At 53.4% G+C, this 25617-nt stretch carries 19 protein-coding genes; 7 read left to right on the forward strand and 12 right to left on the reverse strand.

What is annotated here, in order from left to right:
- Nucleotides 1-944: 944 nt before the first annotated feature.
- A complete protein-coding gene (locus ACEN2T_RS17155) occupies nt 945-1505 on the forward strand; it encodes a recombinase family protein (protein WP_442117060.1) in 561 nt (186 codons plus the stop codon).
- 336 nt (nt 1506-1841) lie between these two features.
- Here ACEN2T_RS17155 and ACEN2T_RS17160 read toward each other — a convergent pair whose 3' ends face one another.
- Nucleotides 1842-2039, reverse strand: a complete 198-nt coding sequence (locus tag ACEN2T_RS17160; protein WP_442117061.1) for a hypothetical protein — start codon at nt 2037-2039, stop codon at nt 1842-1844.
- Between the two features lie 484 nt (nt 2040-2523).
- Here ACEN2T_RS17160 and ACEN2T_RS17165 point away from each other — a divergent pair, with 484 nt between their 5' ends.
- Nucleotides 2524-3876, forward strand: coding sequence for an OprD family porin (locus ACEN2T_RS17165; RefSeq protein WP_442117062.1), 1353 nt, complete (start codon nt 2524-2526; stop codon nt 3874-3876).
- Between the two features lie 85 nt (nt 3877-3961).
- Here ACEN2T_RS17165 and ACEN2T_RS17170 read toward each other — a convergent pair whose 3' ends face one another.
- From ACEN2T_RS17170 to ACEN2T_RS17220, 11 genes are all read right to left on the reverse strand, one after another.
- Nucleotides 3962-4546, reverse strand: a complete 585-nt coding sequence (locus ACEN2T_RS17170; RefSeq protein WP_442117063.1) for a hypothetical protein — start codon at nt 4544-4546, stop codon at nt 3962-3964.
- A 136-nt stretch (nt 4547-4682) separates the two neighbouring features.
- The gene (locus ACEN2T_RS17175) at nt 4683-5126 is read right to left on the reverse strand and encodes a hypothetical protein (RefSeq protein WP_442117064.1); all 444 of its coding nucleotides are present in this window, start codon (nt 5124-5126) and stop codon (nt 4683-4685) included.
- Between the two features lie 434 nt (nt 5127-5560).
- The gene (locus ACEN2T_RS17180; RefSeq protein ID WP_442117065.1) at nt 5561-5932 is read right to left on the reverse strand and encodes a hypothetical protein; all 372 of its coding nucleotides are present in this window, start codon (nt 5930-5932) and stop codon (nt 5561-5563) included.
- Between the two features lie 27 nt (nt 5933-5959).
- Nucleotides 5960-6355 (reverse strand): hypothetical protein, encoded by a 396-nt coding sequence (locus tag ACEN2T_RS17185; protein ID WP_442117066.1) that lies wholly within the window; start codon nt 6353-6355, stop codon nt 5960-5962.
- A 20-nt stretch (nt 6356-6375) separates the two neighbouring features.
- Nucleotides 6376-6855: a hypothetical protein gene (locus ACEN2T_RS17190; protein WP_442117067.1), complete on the reverse strand. Its 480-nt coding sequence runs from the start codon at nt 6853-6855 to the stop codon at nt 6376-6378.
- Nucleotides 6852-7175 carry a hypothetical protein gene (locus tag ACEN2T_RS17195; RefSeq protein ID WP_442117068.1) on the reverse strand — a complete coding sequence of 108 codons (324 nt, stop codon included), beginning with the start codon at nt 7173-7175 and terminating at the stop codon, nt 6852-6854. Before ACEN2T_RS17195 ends, ACEN2T_RS17190 begins: the two co-directional genes overlap by 4 nt.
- 268 nt (nt 7176-7443) lie before the next feature.
- Entirely contained in the window at nt 7444-8610 is a 1167-nt protein-coding gene (locus ACEN2T_RS17200) for a TrfA (protein ID WP_442117069.1), read from the reverse strand.
- 1448 nt (nt 8611-10058) lie between these two features.
- Nucleotides 10059-10610: a hypothetical protein gene (locus tag ACEN2T_RS17205; protein WP_442117070.1), complete on the reverse strand. Its 552-nt coding sequence runs from the start codon at nt 10608-10610 to the stop codon at nt 10059-10061.
- A gap of 393 nt (nt 10611-11003) precedes the next feature.
- Nucleotides 11004-11804, reverse strand: coding sequence for a phosphoadenosine phosphosulfate reductase domain-containing protein (locus tag ACEN2T_RS17210; RefSeq protein ID WP_442117071.1), 801 nt, complete (start codon nt 11802-11804; stop codon nt 11004-11006).
- Nucleotides 11805-12291: 487 nt separating this feature from the next.
- On the reverse strand, nt 12292-12816 hold the full coding sequence (locus ACEN2T_RS17215) for a hypothetical protein (protein WP_442117072.1): 525 nt from the start codon (nt 12814-12816) through the stop codon (nt 12292-12294).
- 766 nt (nt 12817-13582) lie between these two features.
- On the reverse strand, nt 13583-14143 hold the full coding sequence (locus ACEN2T_RS17220; protein WP_442117073.1) for a hypothetical protein: 561 nt from the start codon (nt 14141-14143) through the stop codon (nt 13583-13585).
- Nucleotides 14144-14509: 366 nt separating this feature from the next.
- On the opposite strand from ACEN2T_RS17220, the gene ACEN2T_RS17225 reads away from it, so the two are divergent.
- Genes ACEN2T_RS17225 through ACEN2T_RS17245 form a run of 5 tightly spaced genes read left to right on the forward strand, consistent with a single transcriptional unit; the run spans nt 14510 to nt 25444 of the window.
- Nucleotides 14510-15193 carry a hypothetical protein gene (locus ACEN2T_RS17225; RefSeq protein ID WP_442117074.1) on the forward strand — a complete coding sequence of 228 codons (684 nt, stop codon included), beginning with the start codon at nt 14510-14512 and terminating at the stop codon, nt 15191-15193.
- A complete protein-coding gene (locus ACEN2T_RS17230; protein WP_442117075.1) occupies nt 15186-15623 on the forward strand; it encodes a hypothetical protein in 438 nt (145 codons plus the stop codon). The genes ACEN2T_RS17225 and ACEN2T_RS17230 overlap by 8 nt, the downstream gene beginning before the upstream one ends.
- Nucleotides 15620-15958, forward strand: coding sequence for a hypothetical protein (locus ACEN2T_RS17235; RefSeq protein WP_442117076.1), 339 nt, complete (start codon nt 15620-15622; stop codon nt 15956-15958). The genes ACEN2T_RS17230 and ACEN2T_RS17235 overlap by 4 nt, the downstream gene beginning before the upstream one ends.
- 11 nt (nt 15959-15969) lie before the next feature.
- Nucleotides 15970-16812 carry a hypothetical protein gene (locus tag ACEN2T_RS17240; RefSeq protein ID WP_442117077.1) on the forward strand — a complete coding sequence of 281 codons (843 nt, stop codon included), beginning with the start codon at nt 15970-15972 and terminating at the stop codon, nt 16810-16812.
- 19 nt (nt 16813-16831) lie between these two features.
- Complete coding sequence (locus ACEN2T_RS17245; protein ID WP_442117078.1) at nt 16832-25444, forward strand: ADP-ribosyltransferase-containing protein; 8613 nt, start codon at nt 16832-16834, stop codon at nt 25442-25444.
- The last annotated feature ends 173 nt before the right edge of the window (nt 25445-25617 follow it).

The raw sequence follows: 25617 nt of genomic DNA on the forward strand, positions 1-25617 counted from the left end.
CTCGGTGAAGCTCAAAATTATTGGATTCATGGCTTTGAAGGTAACGCCCGTAGAGGCGTTACCAGAAACGGTCGTTTCTGCATAAAACCTGCTTTCAGCGGGGCTTTATGCAATCAAAGTTAACCCGACTGATAATTGCAATTGTCTCCGTAAGACGGATATACGACCGAGGTTGTTACCGATGCGCCATTATAGGACTTAAGAGTCCAAGGGCCAAAGTCATATGCTCCATTGGTTGGGACGCTGTATGAATTTGCAGTGCCTGAATATATTAGACTACCGCCATTATATAATTCAAACCGTGTCGCCCCCGATACACTCCAGCTGAAGATTGCACTTATAACTATCGCCGAGCAGCCGTCATAAGTGAACTCATTTGGGTATATCTTTCCTCTGATATTTGCATGAACCGTGAATGAATTTACAACCGGGTTCATCGCCTTAAAGGTAACGCCTGTAGAGGCGTTACCAGATTCGGTCGTTTTTGCATTAACGCCCCGCGACATTCGGGACTTATATTAATTAAGAGCCATTTTGTGAGCCAGGGTCTGTATTCAGCTGATTTACCTCTATTTGAACTGTAGTAGACGGAGAATCGGAAGAATTAGTGCTATAGGCCGTTAGCGAGTACCAATTGCCATAATAAACTCCGTTTAAGTTAAGCGAATTTCCTGCACCAGAATAAATTATGCTCCATCCATTTGATACTGTATATCGGACGGCATTATTAACCGACCAACTTAATGTGTTTGTGTATGAATAAGCATCTTGAGAGGCATCATAACAAACGGCGTAACCGTAAATTTTGCCTTTCTGATTACAGGTGCTGGTGAATGAATTTATTACCGGATTCATGGCCTTAAAGGTAACGCCCGTAGAGGCGTTACCGGAAACGGTCGTTTCTAGTAGGATTCGCATCCAGTTTTTTTGTAGGTAGAAAATTGATGCTTATCGGCTATGCGCGTGTCTCCACGACGGATCAGGATTTGAGCTTGCAGCTCAACGCGCTGGAGTCAGCAGGATGCTTGAGGATTTTTACAGACAAGGTCAGCGGCAAGACACACAAGCGACCTGGTCTTTCACGAGCGTTACGTGTTCTTTCAGTGGGCGACACGCTGGTAGTGTGGAAGCTCGACAGGCTGGGTAGATCGATGAAAGGCCTAATTGACCTTGCCGCGACGCTCGAACGGCGCAAGATCGATCTGAGGTCGCTCACCGACGGAATTGATACGAAATATCCGGCCGGCCGGTTTTTCTTCAACGTTATGGCAGCCCTCGCAGTGATGGAGCGGGAGCTATGCGTTGAACGGACTCTTGCAGGGCTTGAGGTTGCTCGGCTGGCGGGACGTCGCGGAGGAAGGCCGAGAATTATGACAGAAGAGAAATGCTCCGAGGCGAGGAAGTTGATTCTGGCAGGCCATGATCGCAGGCAAACAGCTTCAAAGTTGGGTGTATCAACCACCTCGATATATCGACACTTTCCCGCATTGAGCGCTGCCCTTTAAAAATAAACCCCGCGATTGCGGGGTTTTTATTGGGCATAACTGCCTCAGCGACTAGTTACTTTCAGCTCACGCTTAATTCGTGCTTCTTGAACTGCACGCAATGACTCCGGAGTGCAACTAACCTCCTCGACTGACTGGTGATCCCAGCCAATATGATCTGAAAAAAGCTCGATATTTGGGCGAGGGGGTCTGCAATCGATGAGGTCGGAAATATGGGTGCAGCCATTTAGTAGCCCAGAACAGGTTAGTAGTGCAAACCATAGTCCACGCATGTTAGTGACCCTTAATTTTATAAAAATCTTTCGGAGATGTCGAAAACCAGACTAGTGCCGTGTATTAAGAACCATGCACGTAATATTCTGGGCTTACCGACATGTAATTGCGTTCGCCGGTTACGGTTTCATAGCCGGCATGGTCGGAGTCGAATCGTGATTGACCGCTGGCCAGGAAGGTTTCAGTTGTGTTGCAGCCGGTTAGGGCGGCGGCGGTAGCGACTACAGCCGCTACCAACAAAACTTTCAATTTAGTTTTCATCGTGCAGCCCCTAAGCGATTCAGCGGCCAAAGTGCCGCTGGAAGCACGATGCTAAAGCTAACCGTAAACGCAGTCAATAGAATGTTTACTGAATTTACTTTTGGGGTGCCCATTTGTCAGACGCTTTAAAACGTTTCCGGCCGCGCAAGGCCCAGAGCCTCTAGTGCTTCAATTGAATTGCCAGCGTCGACCCTCCTACTGAAGGCAGCAACCTAGCAGCAATGAAAATGTAATCTGACTGACTTACAATCCAAAAAATGTACAGATCTGCCGTCGCCGATCATAGTACACGCGGTAAACACATGGTATTCTCGGATTTACCCAGATGAGACAAAAGTCGCATGCTGCTGGGCTAGTAATAGCTGGATAGCATAAGTAAAAATCTGTTCGGTCGTTTACGTAACAAAAAAATACAGTTAGCGTGGCGGCCATTCAGCATCACAGCAACAACCTAAAAAACTAGATCTATCCTGGAGCCTTCTCAATGTTCATCCGATCTCTGCCTTCGGCAGTCGCGCTGGCGATCTTGTCCCTAAGTGCACACGCAGCTGATTCCACTCAACATGGCTTTGTGGAAGACAGTCACCTGTCGGTCACTGCCCGTAACTTTTACATCAACCAAGACAACCGAGATGGCACGGCGAATCCGTCGAAGCAAGAGGAATGGGGCCAAGGCTTTATCTTCAACTTCACGTCCGGGTACACCGCTGGCACAGTCGGCTTTGGCGTTGATGCTATTGGCCTCTACGGCGTACGTCTTGACTCAGGGAAAGGCACTGCCTACAACAGTGGTAGCGTAGGGAAGGGCGGCATCGTATTCCCGAGCGACAGCGACGGCCGTGCGGTTGGCGATTTCGGCAGCCTGGGTCTGACGGGTAAGGTCAAAATCTCCAAGACCGAATTGAAGCTGGGCACACTTCAGCCAAAGCTGCCAGTCGTCCAATCTAACGATGGTCGTTTACTGCCTCAGACTTTCGAAGGTGGCCAGATCACCTCTAACGAGATCGATAACCTGACATTGGTGGGCGGTAAGCTTGAGCACGCCAAGGGTCGTAACTCCAGCAACAACGATTCGCTGACCATCGCCGGCTCCAACGGCAATCCAGTCACGGCACGGGCTAACCAGCGTAGCAACGAGTTTTACTACGCCGGTGGTGACTACAAAATCACAAAAGATCTCGTGGCTCAGTATTACTACGGCGAGCTTGAAGACTTCTACAAACAGCACTTCCTGGGCCTGACTCATAACTGGGCGCTTCCGGTAGGCTCCCTGAAAACTGATCTGCGTTACTTCAACAGCGATTCTGATGGGAAGAACGCAACCCAAGAAGGTCGTATTGCCGGCTATCGCGCATCGGGTTATCAGAACAAAAACGGCGAAGTAGACAACCGGACTTGGTCTGCCAAGTTCACTTATCTCCTGCAAGGTCACTCGCTGACCGCTGGCTATCAGCGCGTTAACGGTACTTCTGACTTCCCGTTCCTCAACCAAGGCGATGGTTCGAGCAGCTACCTGATCACAGACGTACAAATCGGCAAGTTCCAGCGTGCCGGCGAGCGCACCTGGTTGGCGGGTTATGGATACGACTTCGCAGCCATCGGCGTTCCTGGCCTGACGACTTCGGTCCTCTACCTCAAGGGTGACAACATCGCGGCCGCTGGCTTCGACCGTCGCGAATGGGAACGCGATTTCAGCCTGGGCTATGTGATCCCTACTGGTACCCTGAAAGGTCTGGGTTTGACCTGGCGGAATGCTTCACTGCGCTCCGATGCGGCCTCCCAGCGTAACCAAGATGAGAACCGCTTGATCGCTAGCTACACCTACAACTTTTTCTAAGTCTAAACCTAAACGAGAAAAAACCCCGACTGACTGATCGGGGTTTTTTTATACCTAAAATAAAGTGTTTAATGCCTGTACCTGTTCAGGCTGCAACAATAATCGTTTGTGCGTTACAGGACTTTACCCAGTCTTGTATCACTGATTCCAGATCCTGTGCTTCCAGTCCTTCAGTAGGCGCACAGGCACACATAACCATAGCGCTAAATTCCAGCACAGCGGCAAGTCTCGCGGAATGTATCGTTTCGCGCTCGAAGGCGACGTCGCTGGGAATCAGACATTCACCGCCTGGAAGATCAGGGCGCAGGTTTTCTGCGAGAACAGTCTCGACGGTTGTCCAAATTAATTTGGCCCAAATGCTCATTTGATTCTTTTTCGTACCTGGTCGCATGGACAAAACGCCGGAGATACGCTGAGCCACCAGGTCGCGCAGATTTGCGTCGATTCTCTGGCCTCTATCAGGTCGCTCTGAAGACGCTAGCAGTTGAGGGAGGGCATTTACGGCGCCGACGATCAGCGCGGCGTACGCGGCCCCCTCGGAACCTTCCTTTACACGACAAATCGGCTCGTCTCCGGCAAAGACGCCTGGCTTGTCACCTCTAATCATTCCAAGCCGCAAGCTTGCGCTTGGTACCGCTTCAATCAACCTCTTGATTGCGTCGTTCTGCATTTCTGCACCTAAGGAGTTATCACTGGAAAGGTGAGGTGGTTCCCACGCCAAGCTCAAAAGGTCACAGCGGTGGCGCTGTCACCTGCGGGAACAAAATCGAGGGCGAAATTTTGAGTCAGTGCAATGCAGAGTCAGGTCAGTCAACGCGTTTGATATGCTTTGCGAGGCTCTGGAAGCCTGTGCCAGATCTGCGCGTCTCTGCGAGTTCATAAGAACTCTCGATTTCAAGGACGTCGAGGAACCGCAAATCTTTGTCATCAGCATAGGCCATGGCAATCATCCCTTTTAGCTGAGTTGGGATCTGACTCTCTTCCAACTCCTTTAAGAACGCATCCGGAACCTTCTGATTTTTGTAGTCTTCCAAAAAAGACCACTTTGGAAGACCCAAGAAAAAGGCCATGGCAACTATTAGGGGGGCACCGCCCCAGACGGCAATCGCCCCATTGCCATTGGCAATTAGCGTAAGGATTGTCAAGGCAGCAACTAAATATGCGAAGTTCTTATAAAGCTGCCCACGGGTGTTATGCACCCTCTTGATCCTCGCCGACATGAGTTCTCGAACATTACTATTGTTGTTCATAAATGATCCTTTCGAATAAGCATTAAGATGTTTAATCACGCTCAAAGAATCGTTACCTGAGCGGGCTGCGCAAACATTAGGGAGCAATTAGTTACTAACTCAGGTGCTCGTTGATAGGGGGCGTTCAATTATTAATTGTGTTGCAATTGGCCATCCAGAATCACATTCTAACATTATCTCTGTCCCTTGATCTGGGGCGTTGAAGTCGACCGTAGAGAATTGCCCCACACCTGCGACATAATCGAAGTTCGTTAGGCTCCACTCGTCGCAGTACAATGACAAAAGATGATTCATTTGTAGTTCAGATGGCCGTAGTCCTGACAAAATTCTAAATTGAGCGGTAGAGGTGGAAACCCCATGAACCGACTCAGAGTCTGATGACTGAGAATCCAAAGGACCCGAAGAGGTTATTTCGATATCGACTTGGTAAACCATCATTGCCGCTCCGAAATTTGTCGTGAGCCCCTTGTGAGGGCACTCATGAAGTGTCCGGCAAGCAGGTTGTGCGTAGCCCCACGCTCGCAGGGCGTGTGCAGCTCACGACGCCAACTCAGCATGAGACTCAACAGCTCATCAACACCGTTCGCCATGCGCATCTCGGAGTTCAGTTGGCCGGTCTCTCGGTCCTTAAAGCAAACGCGAAATGCGTGCTCCATTTTCGGAAGAAGAACGGTGTTATTCGCATGGCGGACTATGAAGATGACGTCTTGAAAGGTTCGCGTCAGATAAAACCGCTGAGTTTCAAGTGAGCGCAGTTCAAAGCCAATAGATTCCCAGCGCTCTTTTTGAACCTGATATTCGCTCATTTCTTAACCTCCAGCGATTTTAACAATTTAAGCGGCGATAAGAGGCTTATTCTGCGTTTCTTGAAGCGCTTCGCGCGCTATTTCCAACTCGCCCTTTCGATACAGGCCGCCTGGTGCACTGATCATGTCAGTTAGTTCTTGCGCGGACTGATTGAAGAGGTATTCTCGATACTGTTTGCGACTAGTGCGCCACTCCCAAACAAGCCAGAGACATAGAAAGACAAATGCAAAACATGAGTACGGGATCATTTTTCCGTTATCACCCATCAGCTCACCGATTTTCCACATGGCAATCATGATGAGCATGAGGACGGCATAGCACACGCTGAATACAAATGGAGCCAATACAACGCACACGCTGATGCGGAACAAGGTTTTACGCTTGCTAGTTGGATTAAGCCTTTTAAATCGATTCATGGTCATCAACATTTCTTTGTCCCCGGTTAATGCACGGTGTGAGCCGACCGCATTGTGTTTGCGTTGTCGTAATGAAAAATTGCTTCAATGGGAGGTACTGGAAAGTCAGAAAGATCTTTCTCAGCCATCGCACTTACCAGCGATATGGGCAGGCAGAAGTTAGGTTGCGGTATCGCCGATTTGTACTGATAACGGGAACCAGCAGAGGGTGTAAAAACCCCATGAGGCGCATCGGGCCCAAACCACATTCGTGCCCTGTAGTCCACAACCGCACCATCTGGTAGGCCGATCCACAAGTGAACAACGCTTGCGCGGCTATCAGACAGCGGCAAGCTCGTGTCATGCAGCACTCCTTTGAAGACGGTGTAACTGATGCCAGTCCTGTTGAGGATGGCCGCGATCACATGGGTCATGCCGTCGCATTCAAGGGGCAAAGCGTCGAGAGGGTGCAACCAGCGGGCAATTGCTGAATGGGCGATGAAGGGGTTTACGAGTTGCAAAATCATTTGGACGGCTCCAGTCGGAGCACAAGTGCAGCCTTGTCAGTGAGAAAAACCTGTCTACGGCCGCTAGCACCGCCTTGGTATTCACCGTCGGCCATTTTGCAAAAACCCATTCTCCGTAGCCGCGTGATGCAGTTTTCAGCGGCGGTGCTTGTTCGTGCGCCCGTGGTTCGCTCGTAAATATTCGCCGGCGAATCGCCCTGGTGATGAATCAAGTCCACGGCCACAAGCAGCATTAGTGCATTTGTGCGCGGATGCTCGGCCAGTACCTGGCCAACGAAACGGCAAAGGTCTTCGACACGTAGGGTGGTTTCGTAGAGCATTTGTGGAGCTTCCAAGATCACAATGCATCGTATGATATCACGATACGTTGTTCGTTGACCTTGTTCAAGGTGCACCCAGCCAGAACCCGCATAGGGGAATCTTTAAGGCGTAGAAGAGTCACTGATGAATCTATTGGATGGTTGGGGGGAAGGGATCGCTAAGACATGTTTGCACAGTCGATAGGCAGGGGTAGGGCGAGTTCATCAGCGCGAGCGGAATGGGCGTAACGGTAGGGTCATGAGATCGAGGAGGGCGTCTCGGGTTCTCTCACGAAGTGCGCGCTTTTCTCTTCACAGGCGCCGGATGCTCCATCCGAGCCTTGTCGGCGAACTTATTGACACGTTCCTGAATTACTTCGTCATCAACCTCATCAAAACAATCGTCGCTTGCAGTCGCGCCTGCACTTGCCAGGCTAGATTTTATGCGCGCAATCTCGCCGAGCTTGAGACCTCTGACGATTTCATCACCTTCGTTATTCCGGTAAATTTCCCATCCTGCGCAGAGAAGGCCTTCCGACACCCAGCCCTCAAAACGCTTCTTCAGTTCTGACTTCACGCGGCGCTTTACGCTCGCATATGCAGATTTTGAACCGCTGAACTCATGATAGCTTTCAAGCCTGATAGGGAACACTCCATCGCGGTGTGACGCAATGAAGGGGAGTAATTTCCTGCCGAATCTATCCTGCTTATCGAGTATTTCGAACGGCAGAAGAGTGGTATTCACCCCATCGAAGAAAAGCGCTGCGATTGGATCGAGGTTCAGCAGCATTTTTCCAGTTGCTGAGTTGTGAGCTTGGTTTTGTAAAAATTGCATATCGATGTGTACAGGTTGGTCGTTCTCCAGACCCACTGCGATCATTTTCATCTGGTCGCCATATCGATTTTTGATGTACTCCTGGAAGAATTTGCCGTCTGGTAAATCCGATAGTGATGGTGAGGTCAGCAGATTTAACAGGCGTCGCAACGCCGGCTTGCTATTGATCCGTAATTCAGCGGCCGCGAGGTCATCCAGGATTGTCCGGGCTTTTTTGTAGTTGGCCCCAGAGTTCGGGTCAAGGTAGAGCCACCGCAATACATCGGCTTGGTAGGCGTGAACTGGTTTCGTGAGGGATCTGCCGCGCGCCAACACCATGATCCGGCCGAGAACAGTTTCATGGTCCACGGTAAGTGCGGGGCCACGATAGAGAATGCTGCCGCTACCGAGGCTGAAGATTTCTGTCCAGTCGAGATATTGGGTCCGATCACGCGCGCCCATCTTGCTCACAGAAAACAGTGCTGAACGCAGGATTGGGTTGCTTTGTTCAAAGAACCGCTCGTTGGTAAAGGGCAAAATGCCTTGCCCAGAATCGATTTCGAACTTTTGCTGAAGTTTCACACGCCGATCATCAATGACGCCCTGGCGAATTTCCTCATCGTTCAACAGCAAATCCGGCATGACCCTCTCCTACGTGTATTGCTTTAATAGCAAAGCATATATGTCATTTATCATCAGTGGATCATTTTCTAAGACGATTACAGCATAACCATCATGCAGACAGCTGGATCCAGTTTGGTTTACCGGAATCCTGTGTACGGGTAATGCATTCCAACGGATGCTCATGAGACGAAGGCACTGGATTCATTATGCTGCTTGGCTGGCGTACACAGAATTCCGGTCGGCACCCTTCATTGACGTGGATGGGGGCGTATCCCACTCAGTACCTCTTTTAAGCCGTACACAGAATTCCGGTCCAATCCTCGTCCGGGTGTCACGTCTAGACCAATCTCCGTGGCTTTGAGGCCCGTAGAGGCAGCGTGTGCGGGCCGCTCACAATATTCCGGTCGGATTCGCGTGACCAAAGTTTCTGCATCAACGGTGCCGAGATCGTCGTGCGATGCTTGGCAAGGTGCGTTATTCGAGGGCAGGTCTAGGCGTACATCAGATTCCGGTCGTAAGAGATGGTCCAGGTTGATTAACAGCGCACGGGTGATTCCTGTGTAGATCAGCCTCATCCTTACCTCTAAACCAACATTTTCATCGCTGAAAGCCGCTGCCTGTATGGCGTACACAAGAATCCGGTCCATTTTCAATGGGCACTGTTGCATTCGCGTTCACAAGATTCCGGTGCTGCCGAGGATTGAATTTTGGTGAGAGCGCTCAGCTGATTCCGGTGGTGGTCGGCTATTGTGTACCTACTTTGCTACCTGCTCGCTGAGGAGCTGGCTGTGCCGGCATTAAAGTGGGTTACCGATGGTGGGGTGGTAATGCAACGTCTGGGCGGTGCATTACTCCCAAAAGTCCTGCCAACGCCTGTGGGCTGCTCCGCACATGAGATTCCGGTGTGCGTACACAGAATTCCGGTAGAAGGGCATCGAGCCTTCAACGGTAAGTGATAGTTTGAAAAAGCGACCTAAGCGCAGGATATGTAAGGGAGTTGGATATTCCTGAGATGTATTAAACACACGATATGCACAGCTTATTAACAGGATATGCACTAAATTATTCGTAGTTATCAACAGAAATACTGGCTGCATCTCCCACAACAGGAATGTTGTGTACGGCCACAGGAATCACGTGTGCGCGCACAGGAAACTTGAGTACGCAGGCAGGATTCTTCTGTACGCGAACCGGAATTTAAAGAACGTCAAGCGTTAAGTGGTGTACATATCAGATTGCCAAGAGTGAGGCGCCACGCCGCCTGCTGAGGACTGTCCACAGCCTATAACCCCAAGCTTATAACCAGAGATTTAATCCTTCTCGTTTTAATCCCTCTTGTCCAACCTTGGTTGGAACCCTAATAAGCTTGAAGGATTTGTTCACAGCTGGCCGATTTGCTCCAAATGCCGTTTACAGCTGTTGCCAGGAAGACAGGGTGATCGGCACCATCACTCCGCATCAACAGGTCAACCGCTGAAGCAGAAAAGGATACGAACCTGTTCTGGCGAACCGAGTTGGGACAACTGGTCTAGGTGCACAAAGTATCGCTCCCCCAGCGCATTCCTGAGCAGCTCGGAATTCGATGGATTTTCAATCGATGTAATCGTCGCTTCGTAGTTAACACTTTTCAATTCAGCAAAGCTGATCCATGAAAAGCCGTAATTTGCGTCGAAGTTACGATTATCGACTTTCTGACTGACCGTTTCGAACGCTGAGTCAGAAATGCCGCCGTATAGCCAGCCGTGAGCGCCCCAGCCGCCAAGTAGTATTTCCAGGGCGGTGTCTGAAATATCGTCAGGGAGCCCACGACCTGGAGCTAGAGGCACTACACCGCGATGCAGCGTTCGTACGTCCGCAAAAAAGGAAAACATTACATATTCCTGCCAGTGGAACGCTTGATGCGTGTATACGGATGCTTCGTCAGTCCAGCGCGGGTCATTCGTGAACACCGGCGTTTCGTTAACGCTCCAGCCCTCGGGACCTAGCGTTTCAACGACTGTTGTCATGTACGTACCCATTCTCAAATCTCCTAATGTCATGTAATGCATTCACGAACAGATACCTCCGCTGCGTGGAGGCCTTTTACTCCTTCGGTTTGTACATGCCGTATCCAAGGCACTTGGGGCAGGCATTGATTTTCTTCGAATCTGCCCATCCAGTACCTTCACATTTTTCGCAAATGCGGCCGCATGCTGGTTCGGCCGGCACATCAACTGTCGCTTGACTGCACTCATAGCTGAGCAATGTGGGGATAACGTAGCGTACGGCACCAGGTGAAGCGGTGGCCGAATTTGGCGAGGAATCGGGTCCTTTATACATGTAACGCACTCGATTATTGATTATGTAAATCAGCGTCATGCTACGCATTTAGCCCCACGTTTTATGGCGGGGCTTATGGCTGACCAGTTGGATTATGCAGTTAACTCGATGAGCGGGATCCTGTTCATGTGCATTGTGTAGCCCGTCCGCTCCTCCAGTTCAACGTACTGTTGAAACAGTTCTGGACGTTCGATACGACCGTTACGCAGGTCGGCTTTAGAAGCCATGATGCAGAAGACGCAGCTGAGGCGATTATTACCCAAGGCGTAGGCGTAGTGCGGCTTCTGACCCGCCTCCGAAATTGCAGCGAAAACTTCAGACGAACTCATATCGTGGATTGGCAACCATTCGAACCAGGTGTGCACAGAGTTGCTTATAGCCATGCGGCTGAACACTGCGCGCTTTGCACGTCCGGGTGATTCCTGGGCACGTAAGCCAAGGCAGTTCACGATAGTCTTGAATCCTTTTTGTTTGGCGTAGGCCCGAACTTCGCGCTGAATTGGACCGCGCTTCAAGTCACTTGTGCACTGACGAGTTGATGCAGATGGCCAACTAGGAACCTCTGGTCGACTCTCAAACCGTCGCTCGACCATCTCCAGCAGCGTTTTGGCGGCCTTGGCCACAATGAAGGGGAGACGTACTGCGGCCGCTTGATCGCGCGCCAACTCCATCGCGCCTGGCCACTCCATTTCGCCAAGTGAAGCGTGAACAACAACGAGTTGAGCTGGTGGCACTCTTTCCAGAAGTTGGATCAGTTGCACTTGTGAATCTTTACCGCCAGAGTGATTTGCTACAAAAAGGGCGCCATCACGGATCAGCCGGTCGATCTCGCCTTCCCACTTGGCGCGAAAACTCGCTTCATCACCCAACAACATCGGCAGTTGAACGCTCATGGCTATTCCTAATTGGTATGTTTCAAGTACAAGCAATTTACACTTAACGGTAAATTAGCGCAATCTTAGAATTACCCTTATCTGTAAAAAGCCCAGCATGTGCTGGGCTTGGGCAGTACCTGGACATTTCCTATACGTCGGCGTTTTAGGTGAAATAGTCGCAAAATGCGCGAGCTACTATCGCCGCGTTCTCGGTTGTTGGTTGGAGAAACCGAAGATCGTCACCCCAGGTTGGGTCGCCTCCGCAGCAACCGCGCTGACAGAAGGATGTACTGAACTCACCAAATTCCTTGAATTCACAGAGTTAAAACTGTCGTTACGTTGCGCTGATTACGTGCCCACCAATGCGAGGCTACCAAATCGCAAAACTGTCGCAACACGTCAAAGAGCCGCTGGAGCGGCAAGCTCTAGAGAATTAAAACCGTCGCAACGAACGTAGATTGCGTGAGGGGGGCTTTCCTATCCGAGAGACGGCGTGGCCACCAAATCAGTCATCATCGTCGAAGCTGTCGATCACAGACACCCATTCATCTACAACGGGTTTAATGCGCGCCCATTCGGCCTCCCTCTTTGATTCCCTCTCTGATAACGCCTCGAACACTGCCGTGGGCCATGTCATGAAGGTTACATCCCGCATTGCATTGTTGAATGCGTATATACCGGCGCAGGTATCACGGTTGCCGCCTCCAGGGTAAAGGGAACGGCGGAAACGGTCCCGAAGCTCGATCACTTCCTTGACCCGCACTTGGGCAATGATCGCCAAAACAATCATCACTCCTTGCGTAAGGGCGCTTACATTTTTGCAGGCACGACGCAGGTAAGCAGGCCGCCGGCTCTCGGGCGTGGCTATCAGCTCCTGGATGACATCTGCATGATATTTTTCAAAATCGTTGTTGCCCTGGATCGAGTTGGACTCGTAGCTCTCGCGTACGGCTTCCAGGTCGAATGACTTCTTAAGCCAAGCGGCCAAGGACAATGCGTCTTGCCAGGCAAATTGCTCATACTTATGCATATGCGCCTCGTGCAGATCCGTTTTTTGCCGACCTATAGCCCTAGCCACCTCAGATCCCACCCGATGATTTTGTGGCGACCATTTCACCACAATTGCGCAGTGCATTCTCAACAAGTGCGCGGTATGACGCCGGAACATAAAACTGACGCAGATGGGCCGGACAGCTTTTATTCTTTTGCGACAGTTTTAATTCTCAAAAAGCATCCTGGTCAATTCGCATGACCTACCTGCCCGCAGCAATTAGTCCATCCTCCCATGGGCGTGGTGATCGCACATCAGTACCGCCCGCTTCGCGGTCTAACTGATCTGGTCCGTGCCACACCACAAATTGCCGGCGGCTCCGTAAATACCCGCCAAAACTAGTCCATCCTCCCAAGCGTGGTCCGCAGGATCAACTGCTGCACCGCCCCCTTCGGGGGCTACCTGGACTCCTTCGTCTGCTCCACCTTGCCTAACTTTGAAACCATCCATACACCCGGAATCCGCGCTACATCCTCAAGACCTACGTGCGGCCGTAGGCCGCACCGAGATGATGTTGATCTTTGCTTTTCCCAGCGGGCTTGCCCGCGTCCCAAGCGCATTGCGCTGCTAGGCGCAACCCCGCAGGGGGAGGCTCTTTTGTATGTTGGTTTTGTGCGTCATGCTGGGGAGGGGGGCGCTTTTGCTTCTACGTGGGCGTCTAAGGCTTTAACCGTTGAAGTTAAGAGCTTTTGATCCGTTGTCGTGTAACAGCTCTACGCTAGCGCTTTTGAGCGCTAGCGTACTGTCACCGGTTTGAAGGAGAGCGGTAGCGTGGAGTGTCGCTGGCGTTTGCTGACTGTGTAGCGCTTTGATCGAGAACTGGATAACGAACTGCTGTGAACCATAACGTCCTATCACCTGTTGTGACGTTGTTTGGGCATTTTTCACCCATTTCACCCCAGTAAGCGTTGAAGAATTCAACGCCATGTTCTTTCTCGACTTCAGAGCGGCTCATTACCTCATCCTTGAACGGAGCCTCATTTCCGATCTGTTCTACAAGACGGAATCTCATCTCATAGCGCGTTGAGTCGCTCACATTTTGCTCTGGGTTGGGATGAATAATGCTATCGAAGGTTGGCAATGGGGACAGATTCTGCCTGTTTGTGATCGCTTCCGTCGCTATCTTCTGACCCATTTTTTCTAAAGAGTCGAGGAGCTTTAGCAAGTGTTCTGCTGCACCAGGTCCTTGTGGCAGGAATAGTGACGCGTTGTCGATCACATGATCGATCACGAGATTGCGTAAACGTTCTGTTGTGAAGGTAGCTTCTACGGGGAGCTTGTTGTCCGAGTCGTTGTCGTTAGCCATGAATCATTCCAGGTCGGCCCACTTATGCAAGGTACAATATCATAGTACGATGCTGGCGAGTTTTGACCCTTTGACGTTTTATTCGGTTTCACGCGTACCGTTTTTGCTTCTACGTTGACGTTTCAATGCCTTACACGGGAGCGTCAAAACGCTTCAATCGCTGACGTAGAAGCGTTACAGCGCCTCTTCATCCTGGAAGTCATGAGGTGTTGTCTGGTGGGCGTCCAAAGGCCGCCTGCGGCGGTGAGGGAAGATCAGGGCGGTGGTAGGCCCACAATTGAATTGTGAGTTTCACCACGTTGCCCCCGAAGGGGGCAGGGCGTTCTTGATTCAAAGGGAACGCTTGGGAGGATGGACTAAATTAAGGTGGATTCGTTGGTTATGCTGAATGGGTTTGAATTCCAGCCTTTGCGGGCTGGCCAAGTGAGCGTTGCGCTCGACGTCGATGGGCAGGCGAACGCCTACCGTTCTGTGCCGACGGCGAGTGGCGAGCTGACGTGGGTAACCCTTGAGCGTGCGAGTCTGCCGGCGACGGCGGCGATTGCCGCATTTAGCGCATACCGGAATTTGGCGAGCGGTCGTCACGGTTGCTCGCCAGCCTTGGCCAGCCCGCGCCAGATGGTGCAGTGGGTTGTCCATCGTGCCTCGATCCTGGCCATCGCCGGCGCTCAGGACGTAGCGCAGCTTGCAAAGCAGGCGATTGATGAGGTCTGTGATGCTGCATTGGGGCGTAGCGTCGCTTTCTCGCTGGAGAGACTTCCACGGTTGGGGCTCGACATTGGCTACAGCGCTAATCGCCACGCCCTGCAACTCGTCGTCAACCTGGCCGAGGCACGTGGCTGCGCGTTTCTGCTCGATGACTTAGTGATCCAGCCCTGCGCTCATGCAGGTGCGATGCACGCACAGAACTGGCTGAGAGATTTTGCTACCGCGCAAATTCTCAATGACCTTAGCTCCCGCGCCGGCACCGACAGCATTGCGCGCCAGCTCATTACATTTCAGCGACAGCGCAGCAATGGCGCGCAGTGCCATGAGGCCTCCAATGTTTAAGCTTTTCGAAGTGGCCGTGTCCCGCTACACGTTCGCCGGCGATGAGTTGAAAGTGCACCTGGTGCAGGTTGCCCTCAAGGCGGTGACCCATGAGGAACTGGCGGCGCTCTTTTCTACCTATCAGCTCCGGTATGTGCATTCTGCGTTACACCAGAACAAGGCCGTGGCCATCGGTTCAGCCAACGTCCATCCCGTCTCTCATGGTGTGGATGGTGCGGCACGGATTTTCTTTGGGATGGTGGTGTATTCGCACGATGGTGCGCCTCCGACCGAGGCAAGCATTTCCTACCTGGTTAAGGCGTTCGAGCTTGAGCTGCGCGAAAGCACCAATGCCAAGCAAGCGCCCTCGGCGTCGCAACAGGGCGTCCTTACGCAAAATCTGAGAGCTTTGCCTGGGCGTAGTGCCCAGATTTCGCAAGGAGCGCTATGAATCAGTACCTGGTAGAGGTCAGCGTCAAGAACAAACCGTGCGGTGAGTTCCGCCAGCGCATGCTGCCCACTTTGATCGACGAACAGCCCCTGCTACAGATTTTCATCGCCTATGGCTTGGTCAAGGGTATGCATCTGAGCGCAGACGGGATGGTGGCTTTCTACTCGACTGAAGGCATCTACCCGTTAACCCGTCTGCTGGTGCTGGATCAGCCGGCCGCTGATGGCCATGCAGCGTGGCTCAATATCCTGCTGTCTTCGCTACCGACACCGGTTCTTTTCATTCCGCCTGTGCGGCTGCCGCATAATAGTGGCGCCCTCAAAGCCCTCGCATAGGAATACCGAACATGCGCCAGCCCGTAATCCTTCAAGTGAACAGCCTCGGTGTCCCAGTGCTGATCAGCGGCCCGACTGAAACCCCAGATCTCCGCTGGTCTTCAGACCCTGACATCAGCGCTAACGCGCCTGCCTACCTGTTCCGAGACGCCTCGGAGATCCGCAATTTCTTGACCCATGGCGTGGACAAGCGATTCATTAGCGAAAGTTCACTGGAGACCATCCGCGTGGAGGCGCCGGCTTCCGCTACCTGCATCTCTCGCGAAGCGGCAGTCAGTTTCGGCGCCGACAATTCTAGCTGGGACCTGGTGCGCGTCGGCTTGATCGTTACGGGTAACGCCAGCACTGGCCCGGTCAGCGACGCTTTTGAGTGGATTGGTGAGCGTGCTGAGTACGATGAAGGCGCTCACATGATGGAAGCCTTTCAGTTTGCAAGAAAGCGCGGCATCACTGGTCCCATCATCGTCCCGCACAACGAGTCGGCGCACACCATGAACGCAGCGCAGTTCATGACGGACTTCCACAGAACGATAAAGCCTCAACTGCTCAATGCTCACCAAGTACTTAGTCGCTTGAGCGGCGAAATACTCGCAATGGATATGGCCAAGATCAATCCAAACCGGGCCCACCATATTTTGCTCCAGGTACAAACAGCCATCGCTGATCAGCAGACCCAGGACAACCTGTTGCGGCAAAGCCTTGGCATGGAAGCTAAAGAGCATCCAGTGCCGGCGGCACGGCCTGAGAATCAAACGATCACTGCATCCACTGAACAAGTGGCCAGCAATCATGCCGTGTCAGCACCTCCCGCAGATCCTGACCCACAACTTTTTCGAAGTCCCCGCATGGGATAACACATTGGAGTGACAGGGCATGCCCGGTCTTCAGCACCTGTTCGAGAAGTTCGCCCATAGCCCAATGGGCGACGCACAGAACGGTGAACTTGTTTTTCAACACCCGCTGACCTCGATGCGCCTGGCTATCCCGGCTAGCGTTAATGTCGACCAGCTCGCCAGTTACGGTTGGGTCATCACAAATGACGCCACAGCCCCCACATTTAACACCCTGACGGCACTGCGCCGCGCGTTCCCAGCGCTGCGTAGCCAGCATCCTGACGAACTGACCAAAGTACTCGATCAGCACTCAGTGAAGGTACTGCTGGAGGCTCAGCCAGAAGAGCATCGCGGACGATTGGCACGTTGGCTGTTGAGTCGAAGTAAATCGACCGGCGACGTGGAACTTGCTCACTGGACGAAAGAGGCGTGCCGCGACCTCCCAATCAAAGCCGGTCATCCATTCGCACCCTCGAACGGTGCCGCAACGTATCTGTCGTCGTCGGCCGGCGTCGCGCGCATAACCGGTAACGAATTGGACGGCTACACCCTTTTTCAGCTCTCGCTAACGACGGGGCGCACGCGAACAACCGTTGCAACTACGCTCGACGATTTGTGGTTCCCCAACAACGAATGGGGGGCGTCCGAATGGGAGGCGTACGAGCAGTTGCTGATGTCTTCAGCGTGCACTGCACCGGTCTTTGCACAGAAGGCACCGGACAGCATTGTTGTCGCCGCCACAGTGCCTCAGCATTTGATCGCGCAGTCCATTGGTGTTTCGGCCTACCTGGGCGCCGCCGCCGACGATCTTCGCCGAAAATTCCGCCATGCACCCACCTCCCAGTGGCTTGACGTGGCCAGCGCCGCTACCGGTATCAGTCAGCGCACAGCCGAGGGTACCAATTTGCTGATCGACCTCTTTATGGTCGAGCAGCTCGAAGACGCCAGTGTCATAGACCTCATTGTGCCGGCTATGCGCGCCGAGGATCCTACGTTCGCCTCGATGACTAACATTGAGCTTCTGAGCGTCTGGCGCTGCGCTTACGACGCATTGCTCACCAGTGCCCCGGCGTCAAAAACAAATCATTCGATCAAGTTGCGTGTCGACTCCGCTGCCCCCGCTCGTCGCTCAACATCTGAAAGCATGCGTGCGTTGCTTTCGGACTATTACGGCAAATCCGCAATCGATACCCTTGAGGCCTCGGGCAAGTTGAACCTGGTGACGCACATCAGTGAGCTGCCACCTGAAATGCGCGATGAAATTTTACTCAGCGGTGCAGAGGTCCAGCCTTCGGCGTTTTATATCGAAGGCCAGGTTTTCATGATCGGTGACAACATCGATCCTGAACGTGTGTGCACCACCTTCCTTCATGAGGTGGGCGAGCACGCCGCGCTGCACAACATGCTCGGGCGCGATTACGGGCGCATCGTGTCACGCTTTAACAAGCTGCTTGCCGAGGGTGACACCTACGCCTTGCAGGCAGCGATGCTGGTGCCGGCGTCTACCGCCCCGGCTAATTTGTCGAGCGAGCATCTCGCGTATTTGATCCAACTCACCGCGCAAGATTCTGAAGCTCGGGAAGGTGGCCATGACGGCTTCTCTCTGGGTAATCGCTGTCTGCGGGATCTACGCACCTGGCTTTACCGAACACCGCTCATGCGCGATCTGGAGCGGCAAGGAGAGTTGGAGAACTTCAAGCTCGATCCTCAGGACATCGCGGCTCTGGCTCGTGAGGCAGTTGATTACTATGTCGCCGGCACAATCGTTCCATCGCTCGATCACAACCAGTGGCAGTCACAGCTCGACACCCAGCTGCTCGATGCTCTGCATAAGGCATCACCCGAAGTGCGCGCGGACACGCTGAATTCACTTCCAGAATCGCTACAAATGGCCTACCTGTATTCGTTGGCCAGCCTTAACTCACCTCAAGCCTATGAAACTCTCGCACACATGGGGGAGGCCGTTTCGAATGCATCAACAAGCGCCGACCCGATTACACGCGCCCTAGCAGGAGAAATCACTGCCTTTACGATAAGGCTGAGTAATCGTGGCCGGGCAGTCGACAGCCTCAAAGCGACTGGATTATTCGCTTCAGTAAGTGGTACCGGAAACCCTGACACCTCCGTGTTGACCGTAATCAGGGATGTCGGTGAGGGCGCCTGGCAAGCAGAACATTACTCCCGTGGCTTGGGCCTGACGCTCAAAGAAGCGTTCCAAAGCGTTGAGGACGCGGCTCATATAATCGGACACACACACTTCCCCGTTCACCAGTCTGAGCTGGATTCGGTGATAGCCAAGTGGGGTGAAGTGCTGGCGGCCGAGCACGGCCAGATTGATAGCCTTGCTTTTCGCCGGTGGCATGAAGGAAGTGTGGCCAAGCACAGTGACGGATCTCCAATGGTCCTATACCACGGCACTGCATCGGACTTCTCGGTATCGAAGGGGATGTTCTGGGCCAGCACCGCAACACCGTTAGATCTCCGGCCAACACCAGCTCCAAGGCCTGCGGCCCCGGCGCCACGAGTTGATCAATTTGCGAACTGGTTCGGTGATTCCAAAATGGTCACCGACCGTGGCCAGCCTCTTGAGGTTTACCACGGGACCAATGCTCAATTCAGCGCCTTCCAGATCAGTCGCTTCGGGGCCATCGGCGCCGGCATTTACACCTCAGCCAATATCGGTGAGGCACAACAGTACGGCGACACCGTGATGGTACTGCACGCACGCATTACCAACCCGCTGGTTGGGACGTTCGCCGAAGTCAGGGCGATGCAGTACCCGGATGAGACGTCAGAAAAATTCACTGAGCGCTTGATCGGGCTCGGCTATGACGGCATTGCCACTATCGATGCAAGCGGCAGTTTTGACTACGTTGTGACGTTTGAGCCGTCGCAATTGAAATCTGCGTCGGACAACAACGGTCAGTACGATCGAACGAACGCTGATATTCGATTTGATGCTTCTCAGGTTCTGCTTGCGCCGACCGAGACACCAGCGTTTAAAAACTGGTTTGGCGCGTCGAAGATTGTCGATGGCCAAGGCCTCCCACTGGTCGCCTATCACGGTACAGGTTCTGACTTCACACAGTTCAACCAGGGCCCCAGTTACTTCACCACTCGCACAGATTACAGCTACATCCGCAACAGCTCAGTTGTAATGCCCGTGTACCTGAGCATCCAAAATCCATACCTTCCGGCCGATCAGAGCGAGATCGAACAGATCCGCTCAAACCCTGAGCGATTCGAAGAGCTGAAGGCGCAAGGCTTCGACGGAATGATATGGGCGAAGCCTGGCAACTTGCAGCGCGGCGCATCCGGCTGGGGTGATGATTACCCGCAGTTTGTTTCGTTCTACCCGAGCCAGATCAAATCGGCTATCGCTAATGTCGGCACCTTCGAGCGCGCCAGTGCAGACATTCGGTTTGAGGGCAAAACCACGGCGCCGCAGATCGAACAGCCGGCATTCAAGCGTTGGTTTGGACAATCCAAATTGCTTGATGCTGACGGGGCGCCGCAGGTTCTCTACCACGGTACCAACCAAGATTTCTCCGCGTTTGAAGAATCCTCGATTAACTCCCGATTCCCGTATTCATTCGGGTTCCACTTCACAGGCTCCCGCGAAGAGGCAAGCGTGTATGCCGACAGCGTTACGAACGGGGCAATAGGGTTCAACCCAGCTTCACAGTTCGCTAAACCTCCCATGGACGGCGGGAACGTGATGCCGGTTTACATCCGTGCTGAAAACCCACTGATCATCACGACTGAGTTCGTGAGCGCGTCCATCGAGGCTGATATCAACCGGAAGCAGATTATTGAGTCCCTTGAGGCCGCTCGTACTGCCGGTGCGCCATACGACTCTGTAATTATCAATCGCGCAGCGGGCGATAATTTGAATGTGATTGTCTTCGACCCCCGGCAGATCAAATCTGCAACCGGCAACGCCGGCTCATTTGATCGTGACAGCCGCGATTTACGTTTCGCAGTGGCGCCGGATACCGCTGCCTCTCCTTCTGCGTCCGGACCGGCACATCCCAACCAGGCAAACGCCCTTGGCAGCGTAGAGGTGGCCGCGCCGGATCTGGACAAGCTGCTGAAGGGTTCCGTCCTGGCGGATGAATACGCTGAGATGCGCCAGGATCACTCTCTGTACAACCATGACGATGAGCTTGATGCCGAAATGGCTCTGGTTATGCCCGTATTTCTGAGCGCAAAGCGCCCCTTTGATGCAGATCTATTTAATGCCAACCACAAAGGATCCGTGCGTATTGGAGACTTCCGCGATGCTTTGGTGGCGCAAGCCGAATCATCCGGCAGGCAAGTAAACATTCCCTTGATCGGTAGCCTGGTAAAAACGCTGCGACTCGCCGCTCGCAATGAAGAAAGCGGGCCGTACTACCGAACCAGCGACTTTTGGCAGGAAAATCATTTCGCGTTTGGCCAAGCGGGCCATGCCGCTATCCGTCAACTCTTCACCGAATGTGGCTTCGACAGCGTCAAATTCACTGAGCAAGGACACCTGACATACGGGGTATTTGAACCGTCGCAAGTCAAATCAGCCATCGGCAACGTCGGCCTTTTCACCTCAAGCCCAGATATCAGATTCAGCTTTGCGGGGGTGAAGGCACTCACCAGTAGTCCTACGAGACTCGAAGTAGCCAAACGGATGGCGGCTGACACTCAGCCTGCTGACACAATTTGGTCGCAAACCGGCTGGATGCTGGGCATAGACGGAGAATGGCGGTTCGAGATCGATGACTCCAACGCCCGTATACGTGGCTTCGACTTCGCCAAAAACGAGCCTGAGATAACGACCACGGATCCAGCGAATTACATCGACTGGGCAGAGGAGGGGTTGAACAGTTCTAGTGGTGTTCCGCTCGACCTGGTGCTCGATCATCCGGCGCTTTATGAAGCCTATCCCCAGATGCGAAGCCTCAAGGTCAAAACGTTTGATCGCAGGCCTGATGAGCCTCATATGGGGTACTTCGCCCACCATGCGCGGAGCTTCGTCCGTTCCAAGCTATTTGTAGCGACTCCTTGGACGCTGCCAGCCGGCACCAGCCTGCTGTCGGTGATGCTGCACGAAGCGCAGCACGGCATTCAGCAAATTGAAGGCTTTGCACCGGGCGCGGTGGCCGAATCATTTGAGGCGGAGGTGGCCAGCTCAACGCCTGAACTTCGGGCACAAATGCAGCGGTACGTGGAGATTGATTCAAGTGCAGCTGAATTAGCGTGTGCGCCCGAATCTTACGCTGAAATGTCTGGCCATGAGCCGACGGTCGTTGAGCGGGTTAAAACGTGGCGGGCGCAAGGTAACTGGCAAGGCAACGTGGCATCGTTCCGCCGGAGTCTGATGACGCCCTATGAACTATATTTCCACGAAGCGGGCGAGGTTGAAGCACGAAACACCCAAGCACGCATGGGAATGGACGCGCCTGAGCGAGCGCGGGTGTTCCCGCGTGAAACCACAGACGTCGACGCTGCGCTCGTTAGAGCATCAAGGTTCATCAGCAACGCGGCCGGCAGCTCTGAAACCGAAGCGGTCTCTTTTGAAAGGGCTGACAGCGCTCTCGAATGGGCTTTAAAAACCAGTCGTTGGAGGGACGGCCTTCAAGACGGCGCAGTCCTGCTACAGGCCGGCGACACATTCAACCTTTTCCTTGTTACTGACCCTGCGCCGGCGAACACGCAATCAGGGGAGCTATACGCGGTAAGTCTGCGTGGCGATGTCGTCGGGGCATTCCTTTTTGGTCCTGGGAATGTCATGCCGCTGGAAATTGCGGCTATGGTTGCGCCGGAGTATCGGCGCCGTGGCATCGCAAGCGCCGCCTACGATGCCGTGGAGATCTATACGTGCAAAACGCCTACGCCTAGATCATCCGGCCTGCCTGAAAGCGCCAGCGGCTTCTGGAGAGCGCGAGAGACACGCCAACAAATGAGTTCGCCGCCAGCGCCAGCGGATACGTTCGCGCAATGGTTCAGCGATTCACATACCACGCGGGCCAATGGGCTACCGAAAACCTTCTTCCACGGGAGCATGGCTGCGTTTAGCCAATTCGATGCCGCCCGCCATCGGTCGATATTGAACAATCAGTTCCAGGGTGATGCCTTCCACTTTACCGAGTCGCCTGAGGTGGCGAGCACTTATGCCGTGGCCGCTCGGAATCAATTGTTTCGCCAGCGCGACCTCCTTGAGGTCTTGAAAGCTATACACCCCAACCCAATCGGCGACCTGCTCATGGGGTTTGTCGAAAAGGGCGACGCGGTATGGCGTGATATCGACCCGGCTGGTTTTCGCCAATTGCAAGATTTAGCGATGGCCAGCGGGTATGACTTGAATGACGTCCGCGAGGTGGCCAGCTACGTGGAGGGAAGCGCCTGCGCAGTGGCTCATGATGACTACAACCTTTTCTCGACCCACCACAACAGCGACATGCCGGATGAGATTAAGGACATTGCCCAGGCCATGGGCCTTGGGGACGCAGTTCCAGCACCTGTTGTCATGCCCGTTTATCTCAAATGCTCAAACACGCTCTACACGAACGACCGACACCAAGCCAGACAAGCGGAGGCCCAAGGCTTCGACAGCGTCTGCTATTCCGGTGAAGACACAATAGGGGGCGAATCCGAATGGATGGTGTTTGACGCTCAAAATATCCGCAGTGCATTTGAGTTCAACAAGGACGCACAGATTTTGAATCCGCAACAGTCCAGCCCACAACGCGTCACGCCTCAGTCACCAATTGCACCCCCGACAGACGCTGGATTTGATCGCTGGTTCGAAGGCAGCCATTGCCAAAATTTGTTCGGCGAACCGCGCCTGGTCTTCGCACAAGCAAGCGAGGGTGCGACCTTTCAAATCTTCGGTGACGTTGATACAGCTTCGGTTGACGCCCAAGGAAGGATCACACCGGCTTTTCTCGCTATCCGGTCACCGTTCGTTGTTACCAACGGCGCCACGGTCACGCCTACAGATCTGGTTGAGAAGGTGGGAGAGCGCAAAGCAGGGATGCTGATTGGTGATCTTGCTAGAGACGGTCAGCTCTACATTGAAGACATCATCACCAGCGCGCGCGGGTCAAAGTGGATGGAGCAGGCGGGATTTGATGGTGCCATCTTCCGCGACAGAGCCGGCAGCAACAAATACGTAGTCTTAGGAGACGGTCAGTCGATGGCAGGTACGGCCGTCGGCAGAGAATTGTCAGGACCGGTGGTGTGGCAACCAGTACCGAAGACTGTGCAACGGATGTTTACAGGCGAGCGTGTTAACGGCCGCCAGTTCATGCTCACGAATCAAAACAAGCCACATGGCCACGTCGTCCCAATGGATTCCGCTGATCAATTCCTGACTGCCTCAGATCGGCTTTACGCCAACTGGCTGAATGGACAGCGGATCACGTCGACGTGGATTGCTGAGGCATGCAACCAAACAGGCACCCGAACGCACTTGCTCAATTTCCTCAAGCAGAACCGGAAGGCACTCGCAGGAAAGAGCAGGATCGAGGATGTGTTCGCGATGCACATGGCCAGCCTCCGCGAAAACATCGCTGACGCTCGTCGCGAGGGTAGGGAAGAAGGGCCGCAGTCTAATCATCATCGCGTATCCGAGGACAAGTTGAGCAACGCTCTGGCATGGGCCATAGACAATTCAAGTCGATGCAAATCGACGCGGGGCCTGGTGGCGTCAGATCTACTGCACTGGAACAAGTCGTTGTCAGAGCAAAGCGAGCTGGTCAGGCAGGCACTCAATACTTTAGGTATCGATGGCCTTTACCAAGTTGAGCGCGAGGGCGTGCCCCTATTGAAAACGAGCAATCGGTACAACGCTGAACAAAGCGCTGCTGAGATGCCTGGCGCGACCTACCGTGTACTCGACGCTAAATCCCTCACCGGTCGTGCCTGTTACGAAGAGCTGGCAAATGACCTAGGTGGCAGCAAGTGGGCATCGGAAGTGTTGTCATCCATGGGAATAACCGGTGCGCAGCAAACCGCCGGCGAGGTTTTGCTTTTCAAACCCGAGTTCAATCATCGGCCGCAGGCCGCGATGACACTGAACAAGGGCGTGCGCACCGCCCCTTCCGATAGAGCTATCCAGCTGAGCGACATCTCTGGCGTAATCGTGAGCGGCAATATCGGGGCGGCTTGTCGCAGTATTGAGGCGAACCAGGCACGAGCGCTTGAAGTAGTTGCGTCGAATATTCGCCTGCTGAGTTCGAGAGAGGCCAACAGGGACCTTCGGATCGGCTCCGATGTGGGGAACAACGAGCAAACAAGATCGATGCTTTCAGATGCTCGATCTTTGAAAAAGGAACTCCTGTTCATGATCACCCCACGTCATTTCATTGCGTGGAAAGAACCACTGACTGAGCTCCAGGTAAACATGCTGGCGCCGCTCATCAAGCTCGATCACTCCCACTTGCTGCCTGGATCTGCGGCCTTTGAGTTGCTGGCAGGGCAGCATGGCATTCGCCGCACCGTTGAGTTGCTAAACAGTGTTGGTGTCACGGGCGCTCATGCCGAAACAGAAACCGTTTGCTGGGCAAAGGGCGCGGTGAAGGTTTTGGAGGTGGTGAGCAACGATACCCCCCGGATGGCAGGTGAGACGGTAAGGGAAAATGCGGGGCTGGCGAAAAAGTCGATGAGCTTAGGATAAAATTTTCGCGACAACTCGTTTATAGATGGCGCTTTCTGTAGACCCGCAATAGAATCGGAGCCGTAGGCATGCTCCTCTCAGAGAATCGCCTACGTTTCTTTCAACCCGGACGTCAAAAACGACCGGGTTTTTTTTCGTCTGCGGAAAACCCTCTGCCTAGTTCGACGTTTGAC

The sequence above is a fragment of the Pseudomonas sp. W22_MBD1_FP4 genome (assembly GCF_052113765.1).
GTDB lineage: Bacteria > Pseudomonadota > Gammaproteobacteria > Pseudomonadales > Pseudomonadaceae > Aquipseudomonas > Aquipseudomonas sivasensis.

Excerpts from the sequence above, each read along its gene's own strand:
- ACEN2T_RS17155 (WP_442117060.1), top strand. The coding sequence starts at position 945 with ATGCTTATCGGCTATGCGCGTGTCTCCACGACGGATCAGGATTTGAGC.
- ACEN2T_RS17160 (WP_442117061.1), bottom strand. The coding sequence starts at position 2,039 with ATGAAAACTAAATTGAAAGTTTTGTTGGTAGCGGCTGTAGTCGCTACC.
- ACEN2T_RS17165 (WP_442117062.1), top strand. The coding sequence starts at position 2,524 with ATGTTCATCCGATCTCTGCCTTCGGCAGTCGCGCTGGCGATCTTGTCC.
- ACEN2T_RS17170 (WP_442117063.1), bottom strand. The coding sequence starts at position 4,546 with ATGCAGAACGACGCAATCAAGAGGTTGATTGAAGCGGTACCAAGCGCA.
- ACEN2T_RS17175 (WP_442117064.1), bottom strand. The coding sequence starts at position 5,126 with ATGAACAACAATAGTAATGTTCGAGAACTCATGTCGGCGAGGATCAAG.
- ACEN2T_RS17180 (WP_442117065.1), bottom strand. The coding sequence starts at position 5,932 with ATGAGCGAATATCAGGTTCAAAAAGAGCGCTGGGAATCTATTGGCTTT.
- ACEN2T_RS17185 (WP_442117066.1), bottom strand. The coding sequence starts at position 6,355 with ATGACCATGAATCGATTTAAAAGGCTTAATCCAACTAGCAAGCGTAAA.
- ACEN2T_RS17190 (WP_442117067.1), bottom strand. The coding sequence starts at position 6,855 with ATGATTTTGCAACTCGTAAACCCCTTCATCGCCCATTCAGCAATTGCC.
- ACEN2T_RS17195 (WP_442117068.1), bottom strand. The coding sequence starts at position 7,175 with ATGCTCTACGAAACCACCCTACGTGTCGAAGACCTTTGCCGTTTCGTT.
- ACEN2T_RS17200 (WP_442117069.1), bottom strand. The coding sequence starts at position 8,610 with ATGCCGGATTTGCTGTTGAACGATGAGGAAATTCGCCAGGGCGTCATT.
- ACEN2T_RS17205 (WP_442117070.1), bottom strand. The coding sequence starts at position 10,610 with ATGGGTACGTACATGACAACAGTCGTTGAAACGCTAGGTCCCGAGGGC.
- ACEN2T_RS17210 (WP_442117071.1), bottom strand. The coding sequence starts at position 11,804 with ATGAGCGTTCAACTGCCGATGTTGTTGGGTGATGAAGCGAGTTTTCGC.
- ACEN2T_RS17215 (WP_442117072.1), bottom strand. The coding sequence starts at position 12,816 with ATGCATAAGTATGAGCAATTTGCCTGGCAAGACGCATTGTCCTTGGCC.
- ACEN2T_RS17220 (WP_442117073.1), bottom strand. The coding sequence starts at position 14,143 with ATGGCTAACGACAACGACTCGGACAACAAGCTCCCCGTAGAAGCTACC.
- ACEN2T_RS17230 (WP_442117075.1), top strand. The coding sequence starts at position 15,186 with ATGTTTAAGCTTTTCGAAGTGGCCGTGTCCCGCTACACGTTCGCCGGC.
- ACEN2T_RS17235 (WP_442117076.1), top strand. The coding sequence starts at position 15,620 with ATGAATCAGTACCTGGTAGAGGTCAGCGTCAAGAACAAACCGTGCGGT.
- ACEN2T_RS17240 (WP_442117077.1), top strand. The coding sequence starts at position 15,970 with ATGCGCCAGCCCGTAATCCTTCAAGTGAACAGCCTCGGTGTCCCAGTG.
- ACEN2T_RS17245 (WP_442117078.1), top strand. The coding sequence starts at position 16,832 with ATGCCCGGTCTTCAGCACCTGTTCGAGAAGTTCGCCCATAGCCCAATG.